The sequence below is a fragment of the Escherichia sp. MOD1-EC6162 genome (assembly GCF_002965125.1).
In the GTDB taxonomy this organism is placed as follows: domain Bacteria; phylum Pseudomonadota; class Gammaproteobacteria; order Enterobacterales; family Enterobacteriaceae; genus Escherichia; species Escherichia marmotae.
This window is the reverse complement of sequence record NZ_PTSB01000014.1, coordinates 46,488-71,994: the sequence shown is the minus strand read 5'-3', so window position 1 is coordinate 71,994 and position 25,507 is coordinate 46,488. Positions and strand designations below refer to the sequence as shown.

The following is a 25,507-nucleotide window of genomic DNA, read 5'->3' as shown; positions in this document are numbered from 1 at the left end:
AGATAATGTAGTATCTCCGGCAATATTGCCCCTTTGAAGGCTGGCGAATAAGTTGAGGAATCAGAATTAATGAGCGATATGGCAGAGCGCCTTGCGCTACATGAATTTACGGAAAACGCCTACTTAAACTACTCCATGTACGTCATCATGGATCGTGCGTTGCCGTTTATTGGTGATGGTCTGAAACCCGTTCAGCGCCGCATTGTGTATGCGATGTCTGAGCTGGGTCTGAATGCTACCGCCAAATTTAAAAAGTCGGCCCGTACCGTCGGTGACGTACTGGGTAAGTACCATCCGCACGGCGACAGCGCCTGCTATGAAGCGATGGTTCTGATGGCGCAGCCGTTTTCTTACCGTTATCCGCTGGTTGATGGTCAGGGGAACTGGGGCGCGCCGGACGATCCGAAATCGTTCGCGGCAATGCGTTACACCGAATCCCGTCTGTCGAAATATTCCGAGCTGTTATTGAGCGAGCTGGGGCAGGGGACGGCGGATTGGGTGCCAAACTTCGACGGCACCTTGCAGGAGCCGAAAATGCTGCCTGCCCGCCTGCCGAATATTTTGCTTAACGGCACCACCGGTATTGCTGTCGGGATGGCAACGGACATTCCGCCACATAACCTGCGCGAAGTCGCACAGGCAGCAATCGCCTTAATCGACCAGCCGAAAACCACGCTCGATCAGTTACTGGATATTGTGCAGGGGCCGGATTACCCGACCGAAGCGGAAATCATCACCTCCCGGGCGGAGATCCGCAAAATCTACGAAAATGGTCGTGGTTCTGTGCGTATGCGCGCAGTGTGGAAGAAAGAAGATGGCGCGGTGGTCATCAGTGCCTTACCGCATCAGGTTTCTGGTGCGCGCGTACTGGAGCAAATTGCTGCGCAAATGCGTAACAAAAAGCTGCCAATGGTTGACGATCTACGCGATGAATCCGACCACGAGAACCCGACCCGTCTGGTGATTGTGCCGCGCTCTAATCGCGTGGATATGGATCAGGTGATGAATCACCTCTTCGCCACCACCGATCTGGAAAAGAGCTATCGCATTAACCTTAATATGATCGGTCTGGATGGGCGTCCGGCGGTGAAAAACCTGCTGGAAATCCTCTCCGAATGGCTGGTATTCCGTCGCGATACCGTGCGCCGCCGTTTGAACTATCGTCTGGAGAAAGTCCTCAAGCGCCTGCATATCCTGGAAGGTTTGCTGGTGGCGTTTCTCAATATCGACGAAGTGATTGAGATCATTCGTAATGAAGATGAACCGAAACCGGCGCTGATGTCGCGTTTTGGCCTCACGGAAACCCAGGCGGAAGCGATCCTCGAATTGAAACTGCGTCATCTCGCCAAACTGGAAGAGATGAAGATTCGCGGTGAGCAGAACGAGCTGGAAAAAGAGCGTGACCAGTTGCAGAGCATTCTGGCTTCCGAGCGCAAGATGAATAATCTGCTGAAGAAAGAGTTGCAGGCCGATGCGCAAGCATATGGTGACGATCGCCGTTCACCGTTGCAGGAACGCGAAGAAGCGAAAGCAATGAGTGAGCACGACATGCTGCCGTCTGAACCCGTTACCATCGTGCTGTCGCAGATGGGCTGGGTGCGTAGCGCTAAAGGCCACGATATTGACGCCCCAGGTTTGAACTACAAAGCGGGTGACAGCTTTAAAGCTGCGGTGAAAGGCAAGAGCAACCAGCCAGTGGTGTTTGTTGATTCTACCGGACGCAGCTATGCCATCGACCCAATTACGCTGCCGTCGGCGCGTGGTCAGGGCGAACCGCTTACTGGCAAACTGACGTTGCCGCCAGGTGCTACCGTTGACCATATGCTGATGGAAAGCGACGATCAGAAACTGTTGATGGCTTCCGATGCGGGTTACGGTTTTGTCTGCACCTTTAACGATCTGGTGGCGCGTAATCGTGCAGGTAAAGCATTGATCACTTTACCGGAAAATGCGCATGTCATGCCGCCGGTAGTCATTGAAGATGCTTCTGATATGTTGCTGGCAATTACTCAGGCAGGCCGCATGTTGATGTTCCCGGTAAGCGAGCTTCCGCAACTGTCGAAGGGTAAAGGCAACAAGATCATCAACATTCCGTCGGCAGAAGCCGCGCGGGGCGAGGATGGTTTGGCACACCTGTATGTACTGCCGCCGCAAAGTACCCTGACCATTCATGTCGGGAAACGCAAAATCAAACTGCGCCCGGAAGAATTGCTGAAAGTTACCGGTGAGCGTGGCCGTCGCGGCACCTTGATGCGTGGTTTGCAGCGTATCGACCGTGTCGAGATTGATTCGCCTCTCCGCGCCAGCAGCAGCGATAGCGAAGAGTAATATGCCGGAGGGGGCTTTCTCCCGTTTGCAAGGACTGCCGGATGGAACGTTAAGTCGTCATCCGGCAGCGTAATCAGCCCCAGGAAACGATAAAAATTCCCTTGAAACCGTTGTTTATTCATGCGTTGCGATTAACAATACGCTTTTCCAGAGAGCGGCTTTTAACAATGCCCTAACCTGATTTCAGGTGACGTACAATGCCAGTCTCTCAGATCTTCAGAGGGTGTTATGCTATATATCTTTCGTCTTATTATTACCGTGATTTACAGCTTGTTAGTCTGTGTTTTCGGCTCCATTTACTGTCTGTTCAGCCCGAGAAATCCGAAGCATGTGGCCACCTTTGGGCATATGTTTGGTCGTCTTGCACCGCTGTTCGGCCTTAAAGTTGAGTGTCGCAAACCCGCTGATGCTGAAAGTTATGGTAATGCTATCTATATCGCTAACCACCAGAACAACTATGACATGGTGACGGCATCGAATATCGTGCAGCCACCGACAGTCACTGTGGGTAAAAAGAGTTTGCTGTGGATCCCCTTTTTTGGTCAGTTGTACTGGTTAACTGGCAACTTATTGATCGACAGAAACAATCGTACTAAAGCGCACGGCACTATCGCGGAAGTGGTGAATCACTTCAAAAAACGCCGTATTTCCATCTGGATGTTCCCGGAAGGAACGCGCAGCCGTGGTCGTGGCCTGCTGCCGTTTAAAACAGGGGCATTTCATGCGGCGATTGCGGCAGGCGTCCCCATTATTCCCGTGTGTGTTTCCACAACTTCGAATAAGATTAATCTTAACCGACTGAATAATGGTTTAGTGATCGTAGAAATGCTGCCGCCAATTGACGTCAGTCAATATGGTAAAGATCAGGTTCGCGAGCTGGCTGCCCATTGTCGTTCGATAATGGAACAAAAAATAGCCGAGCTCGATAAAGAAGTCGCAGAGCGCGAAGCCGCCGGAAAAGTTTAAGTCGGCAGTCTGTTTTTGCGGGAATGTTTTCCTGCACGGTATTACTTTAGCCAGTTTTACATGGAGCAAATATGTCACTCAGTCGGCGTCAGTTCATTCAGGCATCGGGGATTGCACTGTGTGCAGGAGCAGTCCCCCTGAAGGCAAGCGCAGCCGGGCAACAGCAACCACTGCCCGTTCCGCCGCTGCTTGAATCTCGCCGTGGGCAACCGCTGTTTATGACAGTACAACGTGCGCACTGGTCATTTACGCCAGGAACGCGCGCGTCGGTTTGGGGTATCAATGGTCGCTACCTTGGGCCGACTATCCGCGTCTGGAAGGGCGATGATGTTAAGCTGATTTACAGCAACCGACTGACAGAAAATGTCTCAATGACAGTCGCCGGGCTACAGGTGCCAGGCCCGCTGATGGGGGGGCCTGCACGCATGATGTCGCCAAATGCTGATTGGGCACCTGTGCTGCCAATTCGTCAGAGCGCCGCGACCCTGTGGTATCACGCCAACACACCGAACCGCACGGCACAGCAGGTTTATAACGGCCTTGCCGGGATGTGGCTGGTGGAAGATGAAGTCAGCAAGTCGCTGCCAATCCCTAATCATTATGGAGTGGATGATTTTCCGGTCATTATCCAGGATAAACGGCTGGATAACTTTGGCACGCCGGAATACAACGAGCCGGGAAGCGGCGGTTTTGTTGGCGATACGCTACTGGTCAATGGCGTACAAAGCCCGTATGTTGAAGTTTCGCGCGGTTGGGTGCGCCTGCGTTTATTGAACGCGTCGAACTCCCGTCGTTATCAATTACAGATGAGTGACGGACGTCCGTTGCACGTGATTTCTGGCGACCAGGGGTTCCTGCCTGCACCCGTGTCGGTGAAACAGCTTTCGCTGGCACCGGGCGAGCGTCGTGAGATTCTGGTGGATATGAGCAACGGTGATGAAGTGTCGATCACCTGTGGTGAAGCGGCGAGCATTGTTGATCGTATTCGTGGCTTCTTTGAGCCATCCAGCATTCTGGTTTCCACGCTGGTGCTGACGCTGCGCCCGACCGGTCTTCTGCCGCTGGTGACAGACAGCCTGCCGATGCGTTTGTTACCGACCGAAATAATGGCCGGCTCTCCGATTCGCAGCCGTGATATTAGCTTGGGTGACGATCCTGGCATCAACGGGCAGTTGTGGGACGTCAATCGTATTGATGTCACCGCGCAGCAAGGTACGTGGGAACGCTGGACGGTGCGGGCAGATGAGCCGCAATCATTCCATATTGAAGGCGTGATGTTCCAGATCCGTAACGTGAACGGCGCGATGCCATTCCCGGAAGACAGAGGCTGGAAAGACACCGTATGGGTTGATGGGCAAGTGGAACTGCTTGTCTATTTCGGTCAGCCTTCCTGGGCGCACTTCCCGTTCTACTTTAATAGCCAGACACTGGAAATGGCGGATCGCGGTTCCATCGGGCAACTGTTGGTTAATCCGGTACCTTAATCTCCATACTCGCCCGAGGAGGGCGAGTATGGAATACCTTTCGATTTCTCTTTCGTTCCGGCTTATAATCCCCGGCCTTTGATTATTTTTTTACCATTTCTGGAAGCAAAATGAGCTCTATCTCCCTGATCCAACCGGATCGCGACCTGTTCTCCTGGCCGCAGTACTGGGCCGCCTGTTTTGGACCGGCACCGTTTTTGCCGATGTCTCGTGAAGAGATGGATCAACTTGGCTGGGATAGCTGCGACATCATTTTGGTTACTGGCGACGCGTATGTTGATCACCCGAGCTTCGGGATGGCGATTTGCGGTCGTATGCTGGAAGCGCAAGGCTTTCGTGTCGGGATCATCGCCCAGCCGGACTGGAGCAGCAAAGATGACTTTATGCGTCTGGGCAAACCGAATCTGTTTTTCGGCGTGACCGCAGGCAACATGGACTCGATGATCAACCGTTACACTGCCGATCGTCGTTTACGTCATGACGATGCCTACACCCCGGATAATGTCGCGGGTAAGCGTCCGGATCGCGCGACACTGGTTTATACCCAGCGTTGTAAAGAAGCATGGAAAGATGTACCGGTGATCCTCGGTGGTATCGAGGCCAGCCTGCGTCGTACCGCGCATTATGATTACTGGTCTGACACCGTGCGCCGTTCGGTGCTGGTAGATTCCAAAGCCGACATGCTGATGTTCGGTAACGGTGAGCGTCCGCTGGTGGAAGTGGCGCATCGTCTGGCGATGGGCGAGCCGATTAGTGAAATCCGCGATGTACGTAATACCGCGATTATCGTGAAAGAAGCGCTACCTGGCTGGAGTGGCGTGGATTCTACTCGTCTCGACACTCCCGGGAAAATTGACCCGATCCCGCATCCGTATGGCGAAGATTTGCCGTGCGCGGATAACAAACCGGTGACACCGAAAAAACAGGAAGCGAAAGTCGTTACTGTGCAGCCGCCGCGTCCGAAACCGTGGGAAAAAACCTACGTGTTGTTGCCTTCATTCGAGAAAGTGAAGGGCGATAAAGTGCTGTACGCACATGCTTCGCGTATTCTGCACCACGAAACCAACCCAGGCTGCGCTCGTGCGCTGATGCAAAAACATGGCGACCGCTATGTGTGGATCAACCCGCCAGCCATTCCGCTTTCTACCGAAGAGATGGACAGCGTCTTTGCGTTGCCGTACAAGCGCGTGCCGCATCCGGCTTACGGTAATGCCCGTATTCCGGCTTACGAAATGATCCGTTTCTCGGTCAATATTATGCGTGGCTGCTTTGGCGGCTGTTCTTTCTGTTCTATTACCGAGCATGAAGGGCGCATTATTCAGAGCCGTTCGGAAGACTCGATCATTAATGAGATTGAAGCGATCCGCGATACCGTTCCGGGCTTTACGGGCGTGATTTCCGATCTCGGCGGGCCAACGGCCAACATGTATATGTTGCGCTGCAAATCGCCACGCGCCGAGCAGACCTGCCGCCGCTTGTCGTGTGTGTATCCGGATATTTGTCCGCATATGGACACTAACCACGAGCCGACGATCAATCTCTATCGCCGTGCCCGCGATCTGAAAGGCATTAAAAAGATCCTGATCGCCTCCGGCGTGCGCTATGACATCGCCGTAGAAGATCCGCGCTACATCAAAGAGCTGGCGACCCATCACGTCGGTGGTTATCTGAAGATTGCGCCGGAACATACCGAAGAAGGGCCACTGTCGAAGATGATGAAGCCGGGCATGGGTAGCTATGACCGCTTTAAAGAGCTGTTCGACACCTACTCGAAACAGGCAGGCAAAGAGCAGTATCTGATCCCGTATTTCATCTCCGCACACCCCGGTACGCGTGATGAAGATATGGTGAACCTGGCGCTGTGGCTGAAAAAACACCGCTTCCGTCTCGACCAGGTGCAGAACTTCTATCCGTCGCCGTTGGCTAACTCGACCACCATGTATTACACCGGCAAAAACCCGCTGGCGAAGATTGGTTATAAGAGCGAAGACGTCTTCGTACCGAAGGGCGACAAGCAGCGACGTTTGCATAAAGCGTTATTGCGTTACCACGATCCGGCAAACTGGCCGTTAATCCGCCAGGCGCTGGAAGCGATGGGTAAAAAGCATCTGATTGGCAGTCGTCGCGATTGCTTAGTGCCTGCGCCAACCATTGAAGAGATGCGCGAGGCCCGTCGCCAGAACCGCAATACCCGTCCGGCGTTGACCAAACATACGCCAATGGCGACCCAGCGCCAGACACCTGCCGGAGCAAAGAAAGCGCCACCCGCGCAATCTCGCCCGGTGAATGCAGGGGCGAAGAAACGCCCAAAAGTGGCTGTTGGTCGTTAAGTTAATTATCCCCGGTAGCAGAATAGCTACCGGGGATATTTTTATCATTCCGCATACATACGCAAGCAGCGCAGGCAATCAAAATAGTCTTGCGCATCAAGGCGTGTATTGGCTCTGTTAGCTTCGGATTTGGCGGCGTAGATCTGCGGGCGTAATGCTTTTATATCCTGCTCAAGTCGGGCGATTTTGGCATTTAATGTTTGTACATTACCCGCCAGTTGACTGACCTTTTGTTCATTGACGCAGCCACTTAGTAAGCTGGTCGCCAGAACAACAGCTCCCACGGTGAAAATCGTTTTCATATAGTGTTCCCTTTTATTTATTATTCCTATTCAACTCACTGCTTTAATCTGGCCGCAGTCTTCGCTTCAATCTGTTTAAGCAAACTTCCGCTATTCGGACGGATGAAATCTGCAATTTCCCACAGCCCTTCGCGCCGCTGTAAAACCAAATCCTGCTCTTCGCTGTTGCCATTGGTCAGCGCAATACGAACATGGATGCGGGCGGAATCAGCGGTTTTCTCCAGTACACGGATTTCATTAATGCGAGAAAATAGCGTTTCTTCGCCAAAACAGATCGGATTATCGTAAATAAATTGCCGCTCGATTTGCATATCTTCATCGGGGTTGCTGTCAGTTTTGAAGGTAGTTTTATAGAAGGCATTAACGGCCTGACGATAAGTGTCGGAAACAACCCACGTCCAGGGCCAGCTATAATCGGCAATATGCTCAAATAGTTCACTGACAAAAGCTTCTGGCTGTTCTTTTTGCAGCGATGCCAGCGTTGCCAGGATTTTTTCATTCTCGCTATTAACTGCCTGCCAGACGCTACCATGATTGCTGGCAATATCGTCAATGACCCAACGATCATTTTCGGCCACCATTTTCAGCGTTTGTGTGGTCTTTTCTTTATCGTCTTTGAAGGCACGAAAGCGCACAACGGCATCCGCGTGGTCGGCGTCTATTTGGGTAATCGCTACGCTTTCTAACACCAGATCGCCAAAATCCTGACAGTCACAAATCGGATCGTAATCCAGCCAGCCAATATTGCCCGGTAGAGTGAGATTATCATTCAGGGTTAGCACCTTTTGTATGCGTTCAGATGTTATTGCCTGCTCTCCTGTTGCACCGAAATAAGGCGCACTGGCATCCGATTTATAGTTTTGATAAATCAGGCGAACTGTTTGTTCAGCGGTTAGCGATGGTGATTGTGCCTGAGTCGTGAAGCTTGCAAAAACAGCCAAAAACAGAAGAAGTATTTGTCTCATCTGTTTTTTACCTCACCGTCGCGTTTATCCATATTGTAGATGCTTTGTTGCTTTAAGAGCTTCCAGCTCCGCATGATGATGTCCTTAAATGTGGCATTTCTGAACGGAGGAGAGTAACAACGGGCGGGAGGCGAGGGGAATAAATGATTTCTGAAAAGTCCGGTAGCGGAACATTACCGCCACCGGGAGAATTTGTGCGTTAGCCGCCGAACTGGTCGGGATCGGGACCGAGGCGTTTACCTTGATCGAGTTTCGCGATTTCACCAAGTTCGTCTTTGTCGAGACGGAAATCCCAGACATTAAAGTTTTCGGCAATGCGTGAAGGTGTGACTGATTTTGGGATCACCACCAGGCCGTTATCCAGATGCCAGCGGATGACAATCTGTGCTGGAGTTTTGCCGTATTTATCCGCCAGATCGCGAATGATTTTCTGGTCAAAGACACCTTTTCCGCCTTGCGCTAACGGGCTCCAGGATTCGGTCTGAATTTTGTGCGTAGCGTTCCAGGCGTGAAGCTGGCGTTGCTGCATCAGCGGATGAAGTTCGATCTGATTAATCACGGGGGGCACGCCAGTTTCATCAATCAGACGTTGCAAATGGTGGATCTGGAAGTTACAGACGCCGATGCTTTTGATTAACCCCTCTTTTTGCAGCTCGATCATTCCCTTCCATGCTTCGACATAATGGTCGATAGCGGGAACGGGCCAGTGCATTAAGTAGAGATCGATATAATCAAGCTGGAGTTTTTTCAGGCTGTCCAGCAGGGCTTCACGGGGACGCTTGTGGTCGTCGTTCCACAGTTTGGTAGTGATGAACAACTCTTCTCTGGCAAGTGCGGCATTTTTCAGTGCCTTGCCGACGCCTTCTTCGTTTTTATAGGCCGCGGCGGTATCAATCGAGCGATATCCCACTTCCAGGGCTTTTTGAATCGCGGTGATTACCTCCTCATTACTTGCTTGCCAGACGCCCAGTCCCAACTGGGGCATGACATTGCCATCCTGTAGCTTAATAACGGTTGGATTAGTCATATGTTCCTCCTTATATGAACTCACCGGAGCAGGCTCCGGTGAGGTGTTGTGAACTTAAGTCTGGACGAAATACCCAAAAACGAAAGTGTGAGGAGGAAAAAGCTTAACGGGCTGCTTCGTAAATGCGACGGCTGACATCCAGCGTAATATCATGATTTTCGCCCAGTTGGGTCATGCCGTGTTCTTCCAGCTTCTTCAGTAATGCCGGGATAGAACTGCCGTCCAGACCGTAGTCGGACAGGCGCGTCGGCACGCCTAATTGCTCGAAGAAGTTGCGGGTAGCGGCAATTGCGGCGTCAATACGCTCGTCATCGGAACCTTCGGTGATGTTCCAGACACGTTCAGCGTATTGCAGCAGTTTCGCGCGCTTGGTGTCGCGTTTTTCATTCCATAGCGCAGGCAGGACGATAGCCAGCGTTTGCGCGTGATCCAGGCCGTGCATAGCAGTCAGTTCGTGGCCCAGCATATGCGTTGCCCAGTCCTGCGGTACGCCCGCGCCAATCAAACCGTTCAGTGCCTGAGTCGCTGCCCACATGACGTTCGCGCGCACATCGTAGTTTTCTGGCTCTTTCAGGGCTTTCGGGCCATCTTCGAGAAGCGTCAGCAAAATACCTTCTGCGAAGCGATCCTGAATTTTGGCATCAACCGGTTTGGTAACATACTGTTCTACGGTGTGTACAAAGGCGTCCACTACGCCATTAGCCACCTGGCGCGGCGGCAGGGTGTAGGTATAAACCGGATCGAGCACGGCAAATACCGGCTGAACGTGGGCAGAATGAAACGCCTGTTTGTCACCGGTGGTTTTGCGAGAGATCACCGCACCTGCGTTGGATTCTGAACCGGTCGCTGGCAGCGTCAGCACGCAGCCCATTGGGATGGCACTTTTAATCTCTTTACCACCCGTTTGCAGGATGTGCCACGGATCGACATTCTCAGGATAATTTGCTGCTGCGGCGATAAACTTGGTGCCGTCCAGTACGGAACCGCCACCAACCGCCAGCAGGAAAGTCACTTTCTGTTCGCGAACCAGTTTCACGGCGTTCATCAGCGTTTCATAAGTCGGGTTTGGTTCGATACCGCCAAACTCCAGCACGTCCATGCCTTTCAGGGAATCCAGTACTTGATCCAGAACGCCGGTTTTTTTAACGCTACCGCCGCCGTAAGTAATCAATATGCGGGCATCGTGAGGGATTTGCTCGCGTAAACCGGCGATAGCGCCTTTACCAAACAGAATGCGGGTTGGGGTATGCAGATTAAAGTTGTTCATTACTTGCTCTCTTTGCTGGGCCAATATGAGGGCAGAGATCAGTCTGCCTGATGTTTGTCATTGTGGTCGCCAGCGCCGTGGCTCTCAATGCTCATTTCTGCCAATGTCTTGCCTATTTCTCCAGAGTGCTGGAGAAATAGTACAAAATTGCGCACAATCAAATTGCCGCATTAATCCTAAGAAATTACACGATATGAAACGTGAAGAGATTTGCCGACTGCTGACGGATAAAATTAATAATCTGAAAAATAAAGAAAATAGTTTGTCAGAACTGTTGCCTGATGTGCGCTTGCTGTTTGGCGAGAATCCCGGGGCACGTACGCCGGTAATGTACGAGCCAGGCATCATAATTCTCTTTTCCGGGCATAAAATCGGTTATATCAATGAACGAGTGTTTCGTTATGATGCCAATGAATATCTGCTACTGACGGTGCCATTACCCTTTGAGTGCGAAACTTACGCTACGCCGGAGGTGCCATTAGCGGGCTTACGTCTCAATGTTGATATTTTGCAGTTACAGGAACTGTTGATGGACATTGGCGAGGATGAACATTTTCAACCGTCGATGGCAGCCAGCGGCATAAACTCCGCCACGCTGTCAGAAGAGATTTTATGTGCGGCGGAGCGGTTACTGGATGTGATGGAGCGACCGCTGGATGCGCGCATTCTCGGCAAGCAGATCATCCGCGAAATTCTTTACTACGTGCTGACCGGACCTTGCGGCGGAGCATTACTGGCGCTGGTCAGTCGCCAGACGCATTTCAGTCTGATTAGCCGCGTGCTGAAACGTATTGAGAATAAGTACACCGAAAATCTAAGCGTCGAGCAACTCGCGGCAGAAGCCAATATGAGTGTTTCTGCCTTCCATCATAATTTTAAATCTGTCACCAGCACCTCGCCTTTGCAGTATTTGAAGAACTACCGGCTGCATAAGGCGCGAATGATGATCATCCACGATGGCATGAAAGCCAGTGCGGCAGCGATGCGTGTAGGTTATGAAAGTGCATCACAGTTCAGCCGCGAATTTAAACGTTACTTCGGTGTGACGCCGGGTGAAGATGCAGCAAGAATGCGGGCGATGCAGGGGAGTTAAATGCGTTCCCGGCATTGCTGCCGGGAACAGAGGAAAATGTCAGGCGTTACCGTATTTTTTTTTAATTACCACAAACAGCGTGCCTAACAGGCCTGCGGTTAACAGGGCAATTGGCAGGATCATCAGAAACGTCATCACCTGATCTTCATGGCGTTTAACGAACGGGATCATGCTTAAGGCGTAACCAAAACTGGTCACCACGCTGACCCACAGCAGTCCACTTAGCCAGTTGAAAAACTGGAAGCGACGGTTTGGCAGACCGGAAATCCCCGCCATTGTTGGCAGCAGCGTGCGGACAAATGCGAGAAAACGCCCAGCCAGCAGAGCCAGCAAACCGTGGCGGTCAAACATACAGGTGGCGCGTTGATGATATTTAGCCGGAAGCTGCGCCAGCCAGCCTTTCACCGTTTTGGTATTACCTAACCAACGTCCCTGAATATAACTTAACCAGCAGCCCAGACTGGCTGCGGCAGTCAGAATCGCGATTGTTGGCAGAAAATCCATAACCCCCTGGGCAATCAGTGCGCCAGCCAGTATTAACAAGCTGTCGCCTGGCAAAAACGAGGCGGGCAACAGGCCGTTTTCTAAAAACAGCGTGGCAAACATGACAAAGTAAACAACGCTAACAATATGAGGGTCCGCCAGCGCGGCAAAGTCGTGTTGCCAGAGCGCAGCGATAATGTCTTGAATAACAGCCATGGACTTTCCTGTGGAACAGCGTTTAAGCCTTTATTTGCCTATTGTACTCCTGAATCGTCCGGGACGCCTTGATCCCGGACGCAACAATTTAAGACTAATCACAATTAAATGTCTGCAAAATTGTCCAAATTTGGCAATGTTACACAATTCGTGCAAAGCCCGCGTCCAGATCGGCAATCAGATCGTCGACGTTTTCCAGACCAATATGCAGGCGAATCAACGTGCCGCTGAAATCAATCTTTCCTTGTGGGCGGATGGCTGCGATATGTTCCGGCTGATTCGCAAGGATCAACGATTCATAGCCGCCCCACGAGTAGGCCATGCTAAATAAACTGAAGTTATCCAGATAGTTCGCCAGTTCTTCGTCGTTGAGTTTTTTCTTCAGCACAAAGGAAAATAGTCCGCTGCTACCTGTAAAGTCTCGTTTCCAGAACTCATGGCCTTTACTTTCCGGCAGAGCAGGGTGGTTAACCCGCTCAACCAGCGGATGCGCTGCCAGCCATTCCGCAACTTTCAGACTGCTTTCATGATGCTGACGCAGACGCACGCCTAAAGTGCGCAAGCCACGGCTGGTCATATAGGCGGTATCGGCATCGACCATCTGCCCCATCAGATAAGAGTTCTCCCGCAGTTGCTCCCAACAACGGGCATTGCACACCGCGGTGCCGATCATCGCATCTGAGTGACCCACAAGATATTTGGTGGCGGCCTGAATGGAAATATCGATACCAAAATCGAGGGCTTTGAACAGCACTCCGGCAGCCCAGGTGTTATCAATCATAATGATGGCGTCCGGCACCACGCTGCGCACGGCGGCGACAATCGCCGGAACATCATGCACTTCCATAGTGATGGAACCTGGCGATTCCAGAAATACCACTTTGGTATTTGGCCGCAGATGTTTAACGATATTCGCGCCAATCAGCGGATCAAACCACGATGTCGTTACGCCCAATTTGCTGAGGATTTTGCTACAAAAATCCTGACTCGGTTCGTAGGCTGTGTTGGTCATCAACACATGATCGCCTTGTTCGACAAACGCGAGAATGGAATTGGCAACGGCTGCCGCCCCGCAAGGAAACAGCACGCAGCCTGCGCCACCTTCCAGTTCACACATCGCTTCTTGCAATGAGAAGTGCGTTAACGTTCCGCGGCGGCCATAGAATAATTCACCATTGGCACGATTACGCGTCGCGTGTTTTTTTGCTTCCACACTATCAAAGACCAGCGAAGAGGCGCGCTGAATCACGCTATTTACCGCGCCAAGGGTATATTTTTTGCTGCGTCCTGCATTGACCAGTTGAGTATCAAGTTGTTTGTTTGCCATGTCGGGATTCCTGTTTTTATACGTCTGGATGTCTAAACTAGCATGAATAATAGTGGGCGCATCCTGAAGAATTGGCATAAAGCAGAAAATTTTCGCAAATGGCGTGCTGGTGACTTTTTTACTGCGTAAACGCAAAGAAAAGAAAGCAAAGGTACGGCAGTATGCAAATAGTAATGAGAACGACTATCAATTCGACGTCGTTTTGATATTATTGTGCGCAGATTTTGTGACTTGCGTCCTGGAGATACACAGTGGGTAATAATTTAATGCAGACGGATCTTTCCGTCTGGGGTATGTATCAGCACGCCGATATTGTCGTTAAGTGCGTGATGATTGGGCTGATTCTGGCCTCCGTAGTCACCTGGGCAATCTTCTTCAGCAAGAGCGTTGAGTTCTTCAACCAGAAGCGTCGCCTGAAGCGTGAACAGCAACTGCTGGCTGAAGCTCGCTCCTTAAACCAGGCCAACGATATCGCCGCTGATTTTGGTAGCAAAAGCTTAAGTCTGCATTTGCTCAATGAAGCGCAGAACGAGCTGGAACTGTCAGAAGGCAGCGACGATAACGACGGTATTAAAGAGCGCACCAGTTTCCGTCTTGAACGTCGGGTCGCCGCAGTGGGGCGTCAAATGGGGCGCGGTAACGGCTACCTTGCAACCATCGGCGCGATTTCGCCGTTTGTGGGGCTGTTTGGTACAGTCTGGGGCATCATGAACAGCTTTATCGGTATTGCGCAAACGCAGACTACCAACCTGGCAGTTGTTGCACCGGGCATCGCAGAAGCGCTGCTGGCAACGGCAATCGGTCTGGTGGCAGCAATTCCGGCGGTTGTTATCTATAACGTATTCGCACGTCAGATTGGCGGCTTTAAAGCGATGCTGGGTGATGTCGCAGCGCAGGTGCTGTTGCTGCAAAGCCGTGATCTGGATCTGGAAGCCAGCGCCGCTGCGCATCCGGTTCGTGTCGCACAAAAATTACGCGCAGGATAATGTCCGATGGCAATGCATCTTAACGAAAACCTCGACGATAACGGCGAAATGCACGACATCAACGTGACGCCGTTTATCGACGTGATGTTGGTTCTGCTGATTATCTTTATGGTGGCGGCACCGTTAGCGACGGTAGATGTGAAGGTGAACTTGCCTGCTTCTACCAGCACGCCGCAGCCGCGCCCGGAAAAACCGGTTTATCTGTCGGTGAAGGCGGATAACTCGATGTTCATCGGTAACGATCCTGTCACCGATGAAACGATGGTTACGGCACTGAATGCGTTAACCGAAGGTAAGAAAGATACCACCATCTTCTTCCGCGCGGACAAAACCGTCGATTACGAGACGTTGATGAAGGTAATGGATACGCTGCATCAGGCGGGTTACCTGAAGATAGGTCTGGTTGGCGAAGAAACTGCCAAAGCGAAGTAACGCAGAATTGCCTGATGCGCTGCGCTTATCAGGCCTACAGACTCTATCGCAATATATTGAATTTGCATGAATTTGTAGGCCGGATAAGGCGTTCATGCCGCATCCGACATTCGGTGCTCAATGCCTGATGCGACGCTGGCGCGTCTTATCCGGCCTACAAAATCTATTGCAACGTTTTGAATTTTCATGAGTTTGCAGGCCTGATGAGGTGTTTTCGCCGCATCAGGCAAGAGTTAAAAGCACAATGATGCCCGGTCGCTTCTCACAACCGGGCATTTTTTCAGCCTAAATGCTCACCGCCGCACACGCCGTGCACTTCCGCAGTGACGTAGCTCGATTCCTGGCTTGCCAGATAAACATACACAGGGGCCAGTTCCGCCGGTTGTCCGGCACGTTTCATTGGTGTTTTCTGGCCAAACTGCGGGATCTTATCCTGCGTCTGTCCGCCGGAAATTTGCAGTGCCGTCCAGACAGGGCCAGGCGCGACAATGTTCACCCGAATACCTTTCTCCGCGACCTGTTTCGCCAGACCACGGCTGTAGTTAAGAATCGCCGTTTTCGTTGCAGCATAATCCAGCAAGTGTGGGCTTGGCTGATACGCCTGGATTGACGAAGTGGTTATGATACCGGAGCCTTTCGGCAACAATGGAATCGCTTCCTGGTTAATAAGGTAACCAGGAAGATCCCTAAACGTCGGATTTATGCGACAAAGGATTAACGTATATGTTGATTGGCTGTTGCGTGCTGTTTACTCAATTACGATATACTGTTGCCCGTTTTAACTACACGACAGGAATGTATGGAACGTTTTCTTGAAAATGCAATGTATGCTTCTCGCTGGCTGCTTGCCCCCGTGTACTTTGGCCTTTCGCTGGCGCTGGTTGCTCTGGCGCTGAAGTTCTTTCAGGAGATTATTCACGTATTGCCGAATATCTTCTCGATAGCGGAATCTGATTTGATCCTCGTGTTACTGTCGCTGGTAGATATGACGCTGGTTGGCGGTTTGCTGGTGATGGTAATGTTTTCCGGTTATGAGAATTTTGTCTCGCAGTTAGATATCTCCGAGAACAAAGAGAAGCTGAACTGGCTGGGGAAAATGGATGCTACGTCGCTGAAAAATAAAGTGGCGGCGTCGATTGTGGCAATCTCTTCCATTCACTTACTGCGCGTCTTTATGGATGCGAAAAATGTCCCGGATAACAAACTGATGTGGTACGTCATTATCCATCTGACGTTTGTGCTCTCTGCATTTGTGATGGGCTATCTTGACCGACTCACCCGTCATAATCACTGATCTTATTCGGGCGCGGTTCTCGCGCCCGGTATTAACACGTTATTTATCGGAAGACGCCTGCCACAGATTTAGCTCGCCATCAGCGATATGTTGGTCAATCTGCGCCAGTTCTTCGGCACTAAACAGCAGATTATTTAGCGCCTGTACGTTCTCCTCCAGTTGCTCCGGACGGCTGGCACCAATCAATACCGACGTCACTCGATCATCTTTCAGCAACCAGCTTAATGCCATTTGAGCCATAGATTGACCACGCTGCTGTGCCATTTCATTTAATAAACGCAGACTGTTGAGGTTGGCGTTGGTAAGCATTTTCGGCGTCAGGCCGCGAACTTTGTGCCCTTCACGATGCATCCGAGAATCTTCAGGAATACCGTTGAGATATTTTCCGGTTAACAATCCCTGGGCGAGCGGAGTGAAGGCAATGCAGCCCACACCGTTATTTTCCAGGGTATCCAGCAGACCGCTTTTATCCACCCAGCGGTTCAGTAAATTGTACGAAGGTTGGTGAATTAGCAGCGGAATTTTCCACTCGTGTAGCAACTCGACCATTTTTTGCGTTCGCTCTGGCGAGTAAGACGATATCCCTACATACAGAGCCTTACCACTTTGCACCGCATGGGCCAGCGCCGACGCGGTTTCTTCCATCGGCGTATTTTCATCGACGCGATGAGAGTAAAAGATATCGACATACTCCAGCCCCATACGTTTCAGGCTTTGGTCGAGGCTAGCGAGCAGGTATTTACGCGACCCGCCAGAGCCATACGGGCCGGGCCACATATCGTAGCCAGCTTTGGTGGAGATGATTAACTCGTCACGATAAGCGGCAAAATCTTCCCGCAGCAGACGGCCAAAGTTCTCTTCCGCACTGCCAGGAGGCGGGCCGTAGTTGTTGGCTAAATCAAAGTGCGTAATGCCCAAATCAAAGGCTTTACGCAGGATCGCACGCTGTGACTCCAGCGCGTTGACGTGACCAAAATTGTGCCACAAACCGAGCGATAACGCGGGCAGGCGTAAACCGCTTTTTCCGCAATAGCGGTACTGCATCTGCTCGTAACGCTCGGGATTCGCTAACCAGACCATGACATCTCCTTTCCACTGTTCAATTTCGAAACGATGTTTCTAGTCTAGCGATTTGCCAGGGGAGATCCCGTAGCATCGCTCACAGTGTGACGAAAAACTGGGCAAAAACACGTGCTTATGCTTTGCTTAAAAAAACACCAGTTGAGGAGTGAAACGATGCCGCGTCTGACCGCTAAAGATTTCCCACAAGAGTTGCTGGACTACTACGACTATTACGCTCACGGGAAAATATCGAAACGTGAGTTCCTCAATATTGCGGCGAAGTATGCAGTGGGCGGGATGACGGCATTAGCATTGTTTGATTTGCTCAGGCCAAATTATGCATGGGCGACCCAGGTGGAGTTTACCGATCCGGATATTGTTGCGGAGTACATCACGTATCCTTCGCCAAATGGTCATGGTGAGGTGCGCGGCTATCTGGTGAAACCTGCGAAGATGAACAGCAAAACGCCAGCCGTAGTGGTGGTGCATGAGAATCGCGGGCTGAATCCGTATATCGAAGATGTGGTGCGGCGAGTGGCGAAGGCAGGATATATTGCCCTCGCTCCTGACGGTTTAAGTTCCGTTGGCGGCTATCCCGGGAACGATGACAAAGGCCGCGAGCTGCAACAGCAGGTCGATCCAACCAAACTGATGAATGACTTCTTTGCCGCGATTGAGTTTATGCAACGCTATCCGCAAGCCACTGGCAAGGTAGGTATAACCGGATTTTGCTATGGCGGTGGGGTATCGAACGCGGCAGCGGTGGCATATCCGGAACTGGCCTGCGCGGTGCCGTTTTATGGTCGCCAGGCTCTGGCCGCCGATGTGGCGAAAATTGAAGCGCCTTTACTGCTCCACTACGCCGAACTGGACACGCGAATTAACGAAGGCTGGCCCGCTTATGAGGCAGCGTTGAAAGCGAATAATAAGGTCTATGAGGCGTATATTTATCCGGGGGTTAATCACGGATTCCATAATGATTCCACTCCCCGTTATGACAAATCTGCCGCCGATCTTGCCTGGCAAAGAACGCTGAAATGGTTCGACAAATATCTCTCTTGATGCGTTTATCTCTTACTGGATAACGTCTTTCACATACAGGAAAAAATAGCGTGCGTAAAAGTCGTACTTTGCCTAAAATATCGCTATATAGATTCGTATATAGCGATTGGAGATAAATTATGAATAACCATTTTGGTAAAGGCTTAATGGCGGGATTAAAAGCAACACATGCCGACAGTGCGGTTAATGTGACGAAATTCTGCGCCGATTATAAACGCGGTTTTGTATTAGGCTACTCGCACCGGATGTATGAAAAGACCGGCGATCGTCAGCTTAGCGCCTGGGAAGCAGGCATTCTGACGCGGCGTTATGGGCTGGATAAAGAGATGGTAATGGATTTCTTTCGTGAGAATAATTCCTGTTCTACTTTGCGCTTTTTTATGGCTGGTTATCGCCTCGAAAATTGATCAAACATACGTATTATCTTGCTTTAATTAATTACACTAATGCTCCTTCCCCTTCGTTTTAGCGCCCCGCCGCAGTATCATGACAATGATAACCATAATAAATGTGTGGTAAATGGCGCATCGATCGCATTATCGATTTTGCGGTTGAGGCAAAATATATGCCAGGTCTTCGCAACGGAATAACTATAAATGACTGGAGATAACACCCTCATCCATTCTCACGGCATTAATCGCCGTGATTTCATGAAGCTTTGTGCAGCATTAGCCGCCACCATGGGGTTGAGTAGCAAAGCCGCCGCAGAGATGGCCGAATCGGTCACTAACCCGCAGCGCCCGCCGGTTATCTGGATTGGCGCGCAGGAATGTACTGGTTGTACGGAATCTCTGCTTCGTGCAACGCATCCAACGGTAGAAAACCTCGTGCTGGAGACTATCTCTCTGGAATATCACGAAGTGCTCTCCGCCGCTTTCGGCCATCAGGTTGAAGAGAACAAACATAACGCGCTCGAGAAATACAAAGGGCAGTATGTGTTGGTTGTGGATGGTTCCATCCCATTAAAAGATAACGGTATTTACTGCATGGTCGCCGGTGAGCCGATTGTGGATCACATCCGCAAAGCGGCAGAAGGTGCTGCCGCAATTATCGCTATCGGTTCCTGCTCCGCGTGGGGCGGTGTCGCCGCTGCTGGGGTTAACCCAACCGGTGCGGTCAGCCTGCAAGAAGTTCTGCCGGGCAAAACCGTTATCAACATTCCAGGCTGCCCGCCGAACCCGCACAACTTCCTTGCGACCGTTGCGCACATCATCACTTACGGTAAACCGCCGAAGCTGGATAACAAAAACCGTCCGACCTTCGCCTATGGGCGTCTGATTCACGAACATTGCGAACGTCGCCCGCACTTCGATGCTGGTCGTTTCGCCAAAGAGTTTGGTGATGATGGCCATCGCGAAGGCTGGTGCCTGTACCACCTCGGCTGTAAAGGACCGGAAACTTACGGTAACTGCTCCACACTGCAATTCTGCGACGTTGGCGGTGTATGGCCGGTGGCGATTGGTCACCCGTGCTACGGCTGTAACGAAGAAGGTATCGGCTTCCATAAAGGCATCCATCAGCTTGCCAACGTCGAAAACCAGACGCCGCGTTCACAGAAACCGGACGTTAACGCTAAAGAGGGCGGCAACGTTTCTGCGGGCGCTATCGGTTTGCTTGGCGGTGTGGTTGGGCTGGTTGCCGGTGTCAGCGTGATGGCGGTGCGTGAACTGGGTCGTCAGCAAAAGAAAGATAACGCTGACTCACGGGGAGAATAACCGTGAACAGACGTAATTTTATTAAAGCAGCCTCCTGCGGGGCATTGCTGACGGGCGCATTGCCGTCTGTCAGCCATGCGGCTGCTGAAAACCGCCCGCCAATTCCGGGATCGCTGGGAATGTTGTATGACTCGACCTTGTGCGTAGGCTGCCAGGCTTGTGTGACTAAGTGTCAGGATATCAACTTCCCGGAACGTAACCCGCAAGGGGAACAGACGTGGTCGAACAACGACAAACTGTCGCCGTATACCAATAACATCATCCAGGTGTGGACCAGCGGCACTGGCGTCAACAAAGACCAGGAAGAGAATGGCTATGCGTACATTAAGAAACAGTGTATGCACTGCGTCGATCCGAACTGTGTCTCCGTGTGCCCGGTTTCTGCGCTGAAAAAAGATCCGAAAACCGGCATTGTCCATTACGACAAAGACGTGTGCACCGGCTGCCGTTACTGCATGGTCGCCTGCCCGTACAATGTGCCGAAGTACGACTACAACAACCCGTTTGGTGCGCTGCATAAGTGTGAGCTGTGTAACCAGAAAGGTGTGGAGCGTCTCGATAAAGGCGGTCTACCTGGCTGCGTAGAAGTGTGTCCGGCGGGCGCGGTGATTTTTGGTACGCGTGAAGAGCTGATGGCTGAGGCGAAAAAACGCCTGGCGCTGAAGCCTGGCAGCGAATACCACTATCCGCGTCAGACGTTGAAATCTGGCGACACTTACCTGCACACAGTGCCGAAATATTATCCGCATCTGTACGGCGAGAAAGAGGGCGGCGGTACTCAGGTTCTGGTACTGACGGGGGTTCCTTATGAAAATCTCGACTTGCCGAAGCTGGACGATCTTTCTACCGGCGCGCGTTCCGAAAATATTCAACACACCCTGTATAAAGGCATGATGCTACCACTGGCTGTGCTGGCGGGCTTAACCGTGCTGGTTCGTCGCAACACCAAAAACGACCATCACGACGGAGGAGACGATCATGAGTCATGATCCACAACCGCTGGGCGGCAAAATCATCAGTAAACCGGTCATGATTTTTGGACCGTTAATCGTCATTTGTATGCTCCTGATTGTGAAGCGTCTGGTGTTCGGTCTGGGTTCTGTCTCCGACCTGAATGGCGGCTTCCCGTGGGGCGTGTGGATTGCGTTTGACCTGCTGATCGGCACCGGTTTCGCCTGTGGCGGCTGGGCGCTGGCGTGGGCGGTATACGTCTTTAACCGTGGACAATACCATCCGCTGGTGCGTCCGGCGCTGTTGGCAAGTTTGTTCGGTTACTCACTGGGTGGCTTGTCGATTACCATCGACGTCGGTCGTTACTGGAACCTGCCGTACTTCTACATTCCGGGTCACTTCAACGTGAACTCGGTACTGTTCGAGACGGCGGTTTGTATGACCATCTACATCGGTGTGATGGCTCTGGAGTTTGCTCCTGCATTGTTTGAACGTCTGGGCTGGAAGGTATCGCTCAAGCGTTTGAACAAGGTGATGTTCTTTATCATCGCGCTTGGCGCGCTGCTGCCGACTATGCACCAGTCTTCCATGGGATCACTGATGATCTCGGCGGGCTACAAAGTGCATCCGCTGTGGCAGAGCTATGAAATGTTGCCGCTGTTCTCGCTGCTGACGGCGTTCATCATGGGCTTCTCGATAGTCATCTTTGAAGGTTCGTTGGTGCAGGCGGGTCTGCGTGGCAACGGGCCGGATGAGAAGAGCCTGTTCGTCAAGTTGACCAACACCATCAGCGTGCTGCTGGCGATTTTCATCGTGCTGCGCTTTGGCGAGTTAATCTATCGCGACAAGCTGTCGTTAGCGTTTGCCGGTGACTTCTACTCCGTCATGTTCTGGATTGAAGTCCTGCTGATGCTCTTCCCGCTGGTCGTTCTGCGTGTGGCGAAGCTGCGTAATGATTCACGTATGCTGTTCCTGTCGGCACTGAGCGCACTGTTAGGTTGTGCAACCTGGCGTCTGACCTATTCGCTGGTGGCATTCAACCCGGGCGGCGGTTACGCCTACTTCCCGACGTGGGAAGAACTGTTGATTTCTATTGGTTTTGTGGCTATTGAGATTTGCGCTTACATCGTACTCATTCGTCTACTGCCGATACTTCCTCCTTTAAAACAAAACGATCATAATCGTCATGAGGCGAGCAAAGCATGAGCCAGAGAATTACTATTGATCCGGTAACCCGTATTGAAGGGCATTTACGCATCGATTGCGAAATCGAAAATGGCGTCGTTTCGAAAGCATGGGCTTCCGGAACCATGTGGCGCGGCATGGAAGAGATCGTGAAAAACCGCGATCCGCGCGATGCCTGGATGATTGTGCAACGTATCTGTGGCGTATGTACCACCACTCACGCGCTCTCTTCTGTTCGTGCGGCAGAGAGTGCGCTGAACATTGACGTTCCGGTTAACGCGCAATACATCCGTAACATTATTCTGGCTGCGCATACCACGCATGACCATATCGTCCATTTCTATCAGCTCTCTGCGCTGGACTGGGTGGACATCACTTCTGCACTGCAAGCTGATCCGACTAAAGCTTCTGAAATGTTGAAAGGTGTTTCGACCTGGCACCTGAACAGCCCGGAAGAGTTCACCAAAGTTCAGAACAAGATCAAAGATCTGGTTGCCAGCGGTCAGTTGGGTATTTTCGCCAATGGCTACTGGGGGCACCCGGCGATGAAACTGCCGCCGGAAGTGAACCTGATTGCGGTAGCGCACTACTTACAGGCGCTGGAGTGCCAGCGTGACGCAAACCGAGTGGTGGCGCTGCTGGGCGGTAAAACGCCGCACATTCAGAACCTGGCGGTAGGTGGGGTCGCTAACCCGATCAACCTCGACGGTCTGGGCGTACTGAACCTTGAGCGCCTGATGTACATCAAGTCCTTCATCGACAAGCTGAGCGACTTTGTTGAGCAGGTTTATAAGGTTGATACTGCCGTTATCGCGGCGTTTTATCCGGAATGGCTGGAGCGCGGTAAAGGTGCGGTGAACTACCTGAGTGTGCCGGAATTCCCGACCGACAGCAAAAACGGTAGCTTCCTGTTCCCTGGCGGATATATCGAAAACGCGGATTTGTCCTCGTATCGTCCGATTACTTCCCATTCCGATGAATACCTGATCAAAGGGATTCAGGAAAGCGCGAAACACTCCTGGTATAAAGACGAAGCACCGCAGGCACCGTGGGAAGGCACAACCATTCCGGCTTACGACGGTTGGTCTGACGACGGTAAATACTCCTGGGTGAAATCACCGACTTTCTACGGCAAAACGGTAGAAGTGGGGCCGCTGGCAAACATGCTGGTGAAACTGGCGGCAGGACGCGAGTCTACCCAGAACAAACTGAATGAAATCGTTGCGATTTATCAGAAACTGACGGGCAACACGCTGGAAGTGGCGCAACTGCACTCCACGCTGGGGCGTATTATAGGTCGTACCGTTCACTGCTGCGAATTGCAGGATATCCTGCAAAATCAATACAGTGCACTGATCACTAATATCGGCAAAGGCGACCACACCACGTTCGTGAAGCCGAACATTCCAGCAACGGGCGAGTTCAAAGGCGTTGGCTTCCTCGAAGCGCCGCGCGGTATGCTCTCCCATTGGATGGTGATTAAAGACGGTATCATCAGCAACTACCAGGCGGTCGTTCCATCCACCTGGAACTCTGGCCCGCGTAACTTCAATGATGACGTCGGTCCGTATGAACAGTCGCTGGTGGGTACACCGATTGCCGATCCGAATAAACCGCTGGAAGTGGTGCGTACCATTCACTCCTTCGACCCGTGCATGGCCTGTGCGGTTCACGTAGTGGATGCCGACGGCAACGAAGTGGTTTCAGTGAAGGTTCTGTAATGCGTATTTTAGTCTTAGGGGTCGGCAATATTTTGCTGACCGATGAAGCCATCGGCGTGCGGATTGTTGAAGCGTTAGAGCAACGATACATTCTGCCGGATTATGTTGAGATCCTCGATGGCGGCACGGCGGGAATGGAACTGCTTGGCGACATGGCAAATCGCGATCATCTGATCATTGCCGATGCCATTGTGTCGAAAAAGAACGCGCCGGGAACGATGATGATCCTGCGGGACGAAGAAGTTCCGGCGTTGTTTACCAACAAAATCTCTCCGCATCAGCTTGGCCTGGCCGACGTATTGTCGGCCCTGCGCTTCACCGGCGAGTTTCCGAAAAAGCTGACTCTGGTCGGCGTGATCCCGGAATCGCTGGAGCCGCACATCGGTTTAACGCCGACGGTCGAAGCAATGATTGAACCTGCGCTTGAGCAGGTTCTGGCTGCGCTGCGCGAATCAGGCGTGGAAGCCATCCCGCGGGAGGCAGCACATGACTGAGGAGATTGCTGGTTTCCAGACCTCCCCAAAGGCGCAAGTACAGGCAGCGTTTGAAGAAATTGCCCGGCGTTCGATGCACGACCTCTCGTTTCTGCATCCTTCCATGCCGGTGTATGTTTCCGATTTTACGCTGTTCGAAGGTCAGTGGACGGGGTGTGTGATCACCCCGTGGATGCTGAGTGCAGTGATCTTCCCCGGCCCGGATCAACTCTGGCCGCTGCGCAAAGTGAGTGAGAAGATCGGTCTGCAACTGCCTTATGGCACTATGACCTTTACCGTTGGCGAACTGGACGGTGTTTCGCAATACCTCTCTTGCTCGCTGATGTCGCCGCTTTCGCACAGCATGTCGATTGAAGAGGGCAAACGCCTGACGGATGACTGCGCGCGAATGATCCTTTCGCTGCCAGTCACGAATCCGGATGTGCCACACGCAGGGCGTCGCGCCCTGCTGTTTGGCCGCAGGAGTGATGAAAATGCATGAGTTGTCGCTTTGCCAGAGCGCCGTTGAAATTATCCAACGGCAGGCGGAGCAGCACGATGTTAAGCGCGTCACCGCCGTGTGGCTGGAAATTGGCGCGCTCTCCTGCGTTGAGGAGAGCGCGGTTCGTTTTAGTTTTGAAATTGTCTGCCAGGGAACGGTGGCGCAAGGGTGCGATTTACATATCGTCTATAAACCCGCCCAGGCCTGGTGCTGGGATTGCAGCCAGGTAGTGGAAATTCATCAGCACGATGCGCAGTGTCCGCTCTGTCATGGCGAGCGGTTGCGTGTCGATACCGGCGATTCGCTGATCGTCAAAAGTATTGAAGTTGAATAACC

General features: G+C 52.0%; 24 protein-coding genes and 1 pseudogene. 17 read left to right on the top strand and 8 right to left on the bottom strand.

Going from position 1 to position 25,507, the window contains the following annotated elements:
- Positions 1-69: 69 nt before the first annotated feature.
- The 4 genes from parC to A9587_RS13455 all read left to right on the top strand — a co-directional run bounded on the left by parC (position 70) and on the right by A9587_RS13455 (position 7,108).
- Positions 70-2,328 (top strand): DNA topoisomerase IV subunit A, encoded by a 2,259-nt coding sequence (gene parC / locus A9587_RS13470; RefSeq protein WP_001281917.1) that lies wholly within the window; start codon positions 70-72, stop codon positions 2,326-2,328.
- Positions 2,329-2,556: 228 nt separating this feature from the next.
- Complete coding sequence (gene plsC / locus A9587_RS13465; RefSeq protein WP_000965727.1) at positions 2,557-3,294, top strand: 1-acylglycerol-3-phosphate O-acyltransferase; 738 nt, start codon at positions 2,557-2,559, stop codon at positions 3,292-3,294.
- Between the two features lie 71 nt (positions 3,295-3,365).
- Entirely contained in the window at positions 3,366-4,778 is a 1,413-nt protein-coding gene (gene ftsP, locus A9587_RS13460; RefSeq protein ID WP_001517107.1) for a cell division protein FtsP, read from the top strand.
- A gap of 110 nt (positions 4,779-4,888) precedes the next feature.
- On the top strand, positions 4,889-7,108 hold the full coding sequence (locus A9587_RS13455; protein ID WP_001517106.1) for a YgiQ family radical SAM protein: 2,220 nt from the start codon (positions 4,889-4,891) through the stop codon (positions 7,106-7,108).
- A 44-nt stretch (positions 7,109-7,152) separates the two neighbouring features.
- On the opposite strand, the gene yqhH is transcribed toward A9587_RS13455, so the two are convergent.
- From yqhH to yqhD, 4 genes are all read right to left on the bottom strand, one after another.
- The gene (gene yqhH, locus A9587_RS13450) at positions 7,153-7,410 is read right to left on the bottom strand and encodes a lipoprotein YqhH (protein WP_001517105.1); all 258 of its coding nucleotides are present in this window, start codon (positions 7,408-7,410) and stop codon (positions 7,153-7,155) included.
- A gap of 35 nt (positions 7,411-7,445) precedes the next feature.
- On the bottom strand, positions 7,446-8,375 hold the full coding sequence (locus A9587_RS13445; RefSeq protein WP_001248952.1) for a YbjP/YqhG family protein: 930 nt from the start codon (positions 8,373-8,375) through the stop codon (positions 7,446-7,448).
- Positions 8,376-8,574: 199 nt separating this feature from the next.
- Positions 8,575-9,402: a 2,5-didehydrogluconate reductase DkgA gene (gene dkgA, locus A9587_RS13440; RefSeq protein WP_000184343.1), complete on the bottom strand. Its 828-nt coding sequence runs from the start codon at positions 9,400-9,402 to the stop codon at positions 8,575-8,577.
- A 103-nt stretch (positions 9,403-9,505) separates the two neighbouring features.
- Positions 9,506-10,669: an alcohol dehydrogenase gene (gene yqhD / locus A9587_RS13435; protein ID WP_001058791.1), complete on the bottom strand. Its 1,164-nt coding sequence runs from the start codon at positions 10,667-10,669 to the stop codon at positions 9,506-9,508.
- A 193-nt stretch (positions 10,670-10,862) separates the two neighbouring features.
- Between yqhD and yqhC the strand changes: the two genes are divergently transcribed.
- The gene (gene yqhC, locus A9587_RS13430; RefSeq protein ID WP_016249216.1) at positions 10,863-11,762 is read left to right on the top strand and encodes a DNA-binding transcriptional regulator YqhC; all 900 of its coding nucleotides are present in this window, start codon (positions 10,863-10,865) and stop codon (positions 11,760-11,762) included.
- Between the two features lie 39 nt (positions 11,763-11,801).
- On the opposite strand, the gene yghB is transcribed toward yqhC, so the two are convergent.
- Together yghB and metC are read right to left on the bottom strand one after the other, a co-directional pair.
- The gene (yghB, locus tag A9587_RS13425; RefSeq protein WP_000268420.1) at positions 11,802-12,461 is read right to left on the bottom strand and encodes a DedA family general envelope maintenance protein YghB; all 660 of its coding nucleotides are present in this window, start codon (positions 12,459-12,461) and stop codon (positions 11,802-11,804) included.
- A gap of 139 nt (positions 12,462-12,600) precedes the next feature.
- Positions 12,601-13,788 (bottom strand): cystathionine beta-lyase, encoded by a 1,188-nt coding sequence (gene metC / locus A9587_RS13420; RefSeq protein ID WP_016262554.1) that lies wholly within the window; start codon positions 13,786-13,788, stop codon positions 12,601-12,603.
- 251 nt (positions 13,789-14,039) lie between these two features.
- On the opposite strand from metC, the gene exbB reads away from it, so the two are divergent.
- Together exbB and exbD are read left to right on the top strand one after the other, a co-directional pair.
- The gene (gene exbB, locus A9587_RS13410) at positions 14,040-14,774 is read left to right on the top strand and encodes a tol-pal system-associated acyl-CoA thioesterase (protein WP_000527841.1); all 735 of its coding nucleotides are present in this window, start codon (positions 14,040-14,042) and stop codon (positions 14,772-14,774) included.
- Between the two features lie 6 nt (positions 14,775-14,780).
- Complete coding sequence (exbD, locus tag A9587_RS13405) at positions 14,781-15,206, top strand: TonB system transport protein ExbD (RefSeq protein WP_001240714.1); 426 nt, start codon at positions 14,781-14,783, stop codon at positions 15,204-15,206.
- 280 nt (positions 15,207-15,486) lie between these two features.
- Here the strand turns inward: exbD and A9587_RS13400 are convergent.
- A pseudogene (locus A9587_RS13400) lies at positions 15,487-15,879 on the bottom strand (SDR family oxidoreductase); the annotation flags it as partial.
- A 126-nt stretch (positions 15,880-16,005) separates the two neighbouring features.
- Here A9587_RS13400 and A9587_RS13395 point away from each other — a divergent pair.
- Positions 16,006-16,500 carry a TIGR00645 family protein gene (locus A9587_RS13395; RefSeq protein ID WP_001517102.1) on the top strand — a complete coding sequence of 165 codons (495 nt, stop codon included), beginning with the start codon at positions 16,006-16,008 and terminating at the stop codon, positions 16,498-16,500.
- 39 nt (positions 16,501-16,539) lie between these two features.
- Here A9587_RS13395 and gpr read toward each other — a convergent pair whose 3' ends face one another.
- Positions 16,540-17,580: an L-glyceraldehyde 3-phosphate reductase gene (gpr, locus tag A9587_RS13390; RefSeq protein ID WP_000262134.1), complete on the bottom strand. Its 1,041-nt coding sequence runs from the start codon at positions 17,578-17,580 to the stop codon at positions 16,540-16,542.
- A 156-nt stretch (positions 17,581-17,736) separates the two neighbouring features.
- Here gpr and yghX point away from each other — a divergent pair, with 156 nt between their 5' ends.
- From yghX to hypA, 9 genes are all read left to right on the top strand, one after another.
- A complete protein-coding gene (gene yghX / locus A9587_RS13385) occupies positions 17,737-18,624 on the top strand; it encodes a YghX family hydrolase (protein WP_123057483.1) in 888 nt (295 codons plus the stop codon).
- A 119-nt stretch (positions 18,625-18,743) separates the two neighbouring features.
- Entirely contained in the window at positions 18,744-19,031 is a 288-nt protein-coding gene (gene yghW, locus A9587_RS13380; protein ID WP_001059136.1) for a DUF2623 family protein YghW, read from the top strand.
- A gap of 189 nt (positions 19,032-19,220) precedes the next feature.
- Positions 19,221-20,339 (top strand): hydrogenase 2 small subunit, encoded by a 1,119-nt coding sequence (gene hybO, locus A9587_RS13370; protein ID WP_000145417.1) that lies wholly within the window; start codon positions 19,221-19,223, stop codon positions 20,337-20,339.
- 2 nt (positions 20,340-20,341) lie between these two features.
- A complete protein-coding gene (hybA, locus tag A9587_RS13365; RefSeq protein ID WP_001081870.1) occupies positions 20,342-21,328 on the top strand; it encodes a hydrogenase 2 operon protein HybA in 987 nt (328 codons plus the stop codon).
- Entirely contained in the window at positions 21,318-22,496 is a 1,179-nt protein-coding gene (hybB, locus tag A9587_RS13360; protein ID WP_000017694.1) for a Ni/Fe-hydrogenase cytochrome b subunit, read from the top strand. Before hybA ends, hybB begins: the two co-directional genes overlap by 11 nt.
- The gene (gene hybC, locus A9587_RS13355) at positions 22,493-24,196 is read left to right on the top strand and encodes a hydrogenase 2 large subunit (protein ID WP_000083056.1); all 1,704 of its coding nucleotides are present in this window, start codon (positions 22,493-22,495) and stop codon (positions 24,194-24,196) included. Before hybB ends, hybC begins: the two co-directional genes overlap by 4 nt.
- Positions 24,196-24,690, top strand: coding sequence for a HyaD/HybD family hydrogenase maturation endopeptidase (locus A9587_RS13350; RefSeq protein ID WP_001221938.1), 495 nt, complete (start codon positions 24,196-24,198; stop codon positions 24,688-24,690). Before hybC ends, A9587_RS13350 begins: the two co-directional genes overlap by 1 nt.
- The gene (hybE, locus tag A9587_RS13345; RefSeq protein WP_000134011.1) at positions 24,683-25,171 is read left to right on the top strand and encodes a hydrogenase-2 assembly chaperone; all 489 of its coding nucleotides are present in this window, start codon (positions 24,683-24,685) and stop codon (positions 25,169-25,171) included. Before A9587_RS13350 ends, hybE begins: the two co-directional genes overlap by 8 nt.
- Positions 25,164-25,505, top strand: a complete 342-nt coding sequence (hypA, locus tag A9587_RS13340) for a hydrogenase maturation nickel metallochaperone HypA (RefSeq protein WP_000544957.1) — start codon at positions 25,164-25,166, stop codon at positions 25,503-25,505. The genes hybE and hypA overlap by 8 nt, the downstream gene beginning before the upstream one ends.
- Positions 25,506-25,507 lie beyond the last annotated feature (2 nt).

What these genes read in the sequence shown, in the direction of transcription:
- yqhD (WP_001058791.1), bottom strand. Translation starts at nt 10,669, where the DNA reads ATGAACAACTTTAATCTGCATACCCCAACCCGCATTCTGTTTGGTAAA.
- metC (WP_016262554.1), bottom strand. Translation starts at nt 13,788, where the DNA reads ATGGCAAACAAACAACTTGATACTCAACTGGTCAATGCAGGACGCAGC.
- yghX (WP_123057483.1), top strand. Translation starts at nt 17,737, where the DNA reads ATGCCGCGTCTGACCGCTAAAGATTTCCCACAAGAGTTGCTGGACTAC.
- yghB (WP_000268420.1), bottom strand. Translation starts at nt 12,461, where the DNA reads ATGGCTGTTATTCAAGACATTATCGCTGCGCTCTGGCAACACGACTTT.
- hybE (WP_000134011.1), top strand. Translation starts at nt 24,683, where the DNA reads ATGACTGAGGAGATTGCTGGTTTCCAGACCTCCCCAAAGGCGCAAGTA.
- parC (WP_001281917.1), top strand. Translation starts at nt 70, where the DNA reads ATGAGCGATATGGCAGAGCGCCTTGCGCTACATGAATTTACGGAAAAC.
- dkgA (WP_000184343.1), bottom strand. Translation starts at nt 9,402, where the DNA reads ATGACTAATCCAACCGTTATTAAGCTACAGGATGGCAATGTCATGCCC.
- hybB (WP_000017694.1), top strand. Translation starts at nt 21,318, where the DNA reads ATGAGTCATGATCCACAACCGCTGGGCGGCAAAATCATCAGTAAACCG.
- plsC (WP_000965727.1), top strand. Translation starts at nt 2,557, where the DNA reads ATGCTATATATCTTTCGTCTTATTATTACCGTGATTTACAGCTTGTTA.
- yqhC (WP_016249216.1), top strand. Translation starts at nt 10,863, where the DNA reads ATGAAACGTGAAGAGATTTGCCGACTGCTGACGGATAAAATTAATAAT.
- A9587_RS13395 (WP_001517102.1), top strand. Translation starts at nt 16,006, where the DNA reads ATGGAACGTTTTCTTGAAAATGCAATGTATGCTTCTCGCTGGCTGCTT.
- A9587_RS13350 (WP_001221938.1), top strand. Translation starts at nt 24,196, where the DNA reads ATGCGTATTTTAGTCTTAGGGGTCGGCAATATTTTGCTGACCGATGAA.
- gpr (WP_000262134.1), bottom strand. Translation starts at nt 17,580, where the DNA reads ATGGTCTGGTTAGCGAATCCCGAGCGTTACGAGCAGATGCAGTACCGC.
- hypA (WP_000544957.1), top strand. Translation starts at nt 25,164, where the DNA reads ATGCATGAGTTGTCGCTTTGCCAGAGCGCCGTTGAAATTATCCAACGG.
- yqhH (WP_001517105.1), bottom strand. Translation starts at nt 7,410, where the DNA reads ATGAAAACGATTTTCACCGTGGGAGCTGTTGTTCTGGCGACCAGCTTA.
- A9587_RS13445 (WP_001248952.1), bottom strand. Translation starts at nt 8,375, where the DNA reads ATGAGACAAATACTTCTTCTGTTTTTGGCTGTTTTTGCAAGCTTCACG.
- exbD (WP_001240714.1), top strand. Translation starts at nt 14,781, where the DNA reads ATGGCAATGCATCTTAACGAAAACCTCGACGATAACGGCGAAATGCAC.
- A9587_RS13455 (WP_001517106.1), top strand. Translation starts at nt 4,889, where the DNA reads ATGAGCTCTATCTCCCTGATCCAACCGGATCGCGACCTGTTCTCCTGG.
- hybO (WP_000145417.1), top strand. Translation starts at nt 19,221, where the DNA reads ATGACTGGAGATAACACCCTCATCCATTCTCACGGCATTAATCGCCGT.
- hybC (WP_000083056.1), top strand. Translation starts at nt 22,493, where the DNA reads ATGAGCCAGAGAATTACTATTGATCCGGTAACCCGTATTGAAGGGCAT.
- yghW (WP_001059136.1), top strand. Translation starts at nt 18,744, where the DNA reads ATGAATAACCATTTTGGTAAAGGCTTAATGGCGGGATTAAAAGCAACA.
- ftsP (WP_001517107.1), top strand. Translation starts at nt 3,366, where the DNA reads ATGTCACTCAGTCGGCGTCAGTTCATTCAGGCATCGGGGATTGCACTG.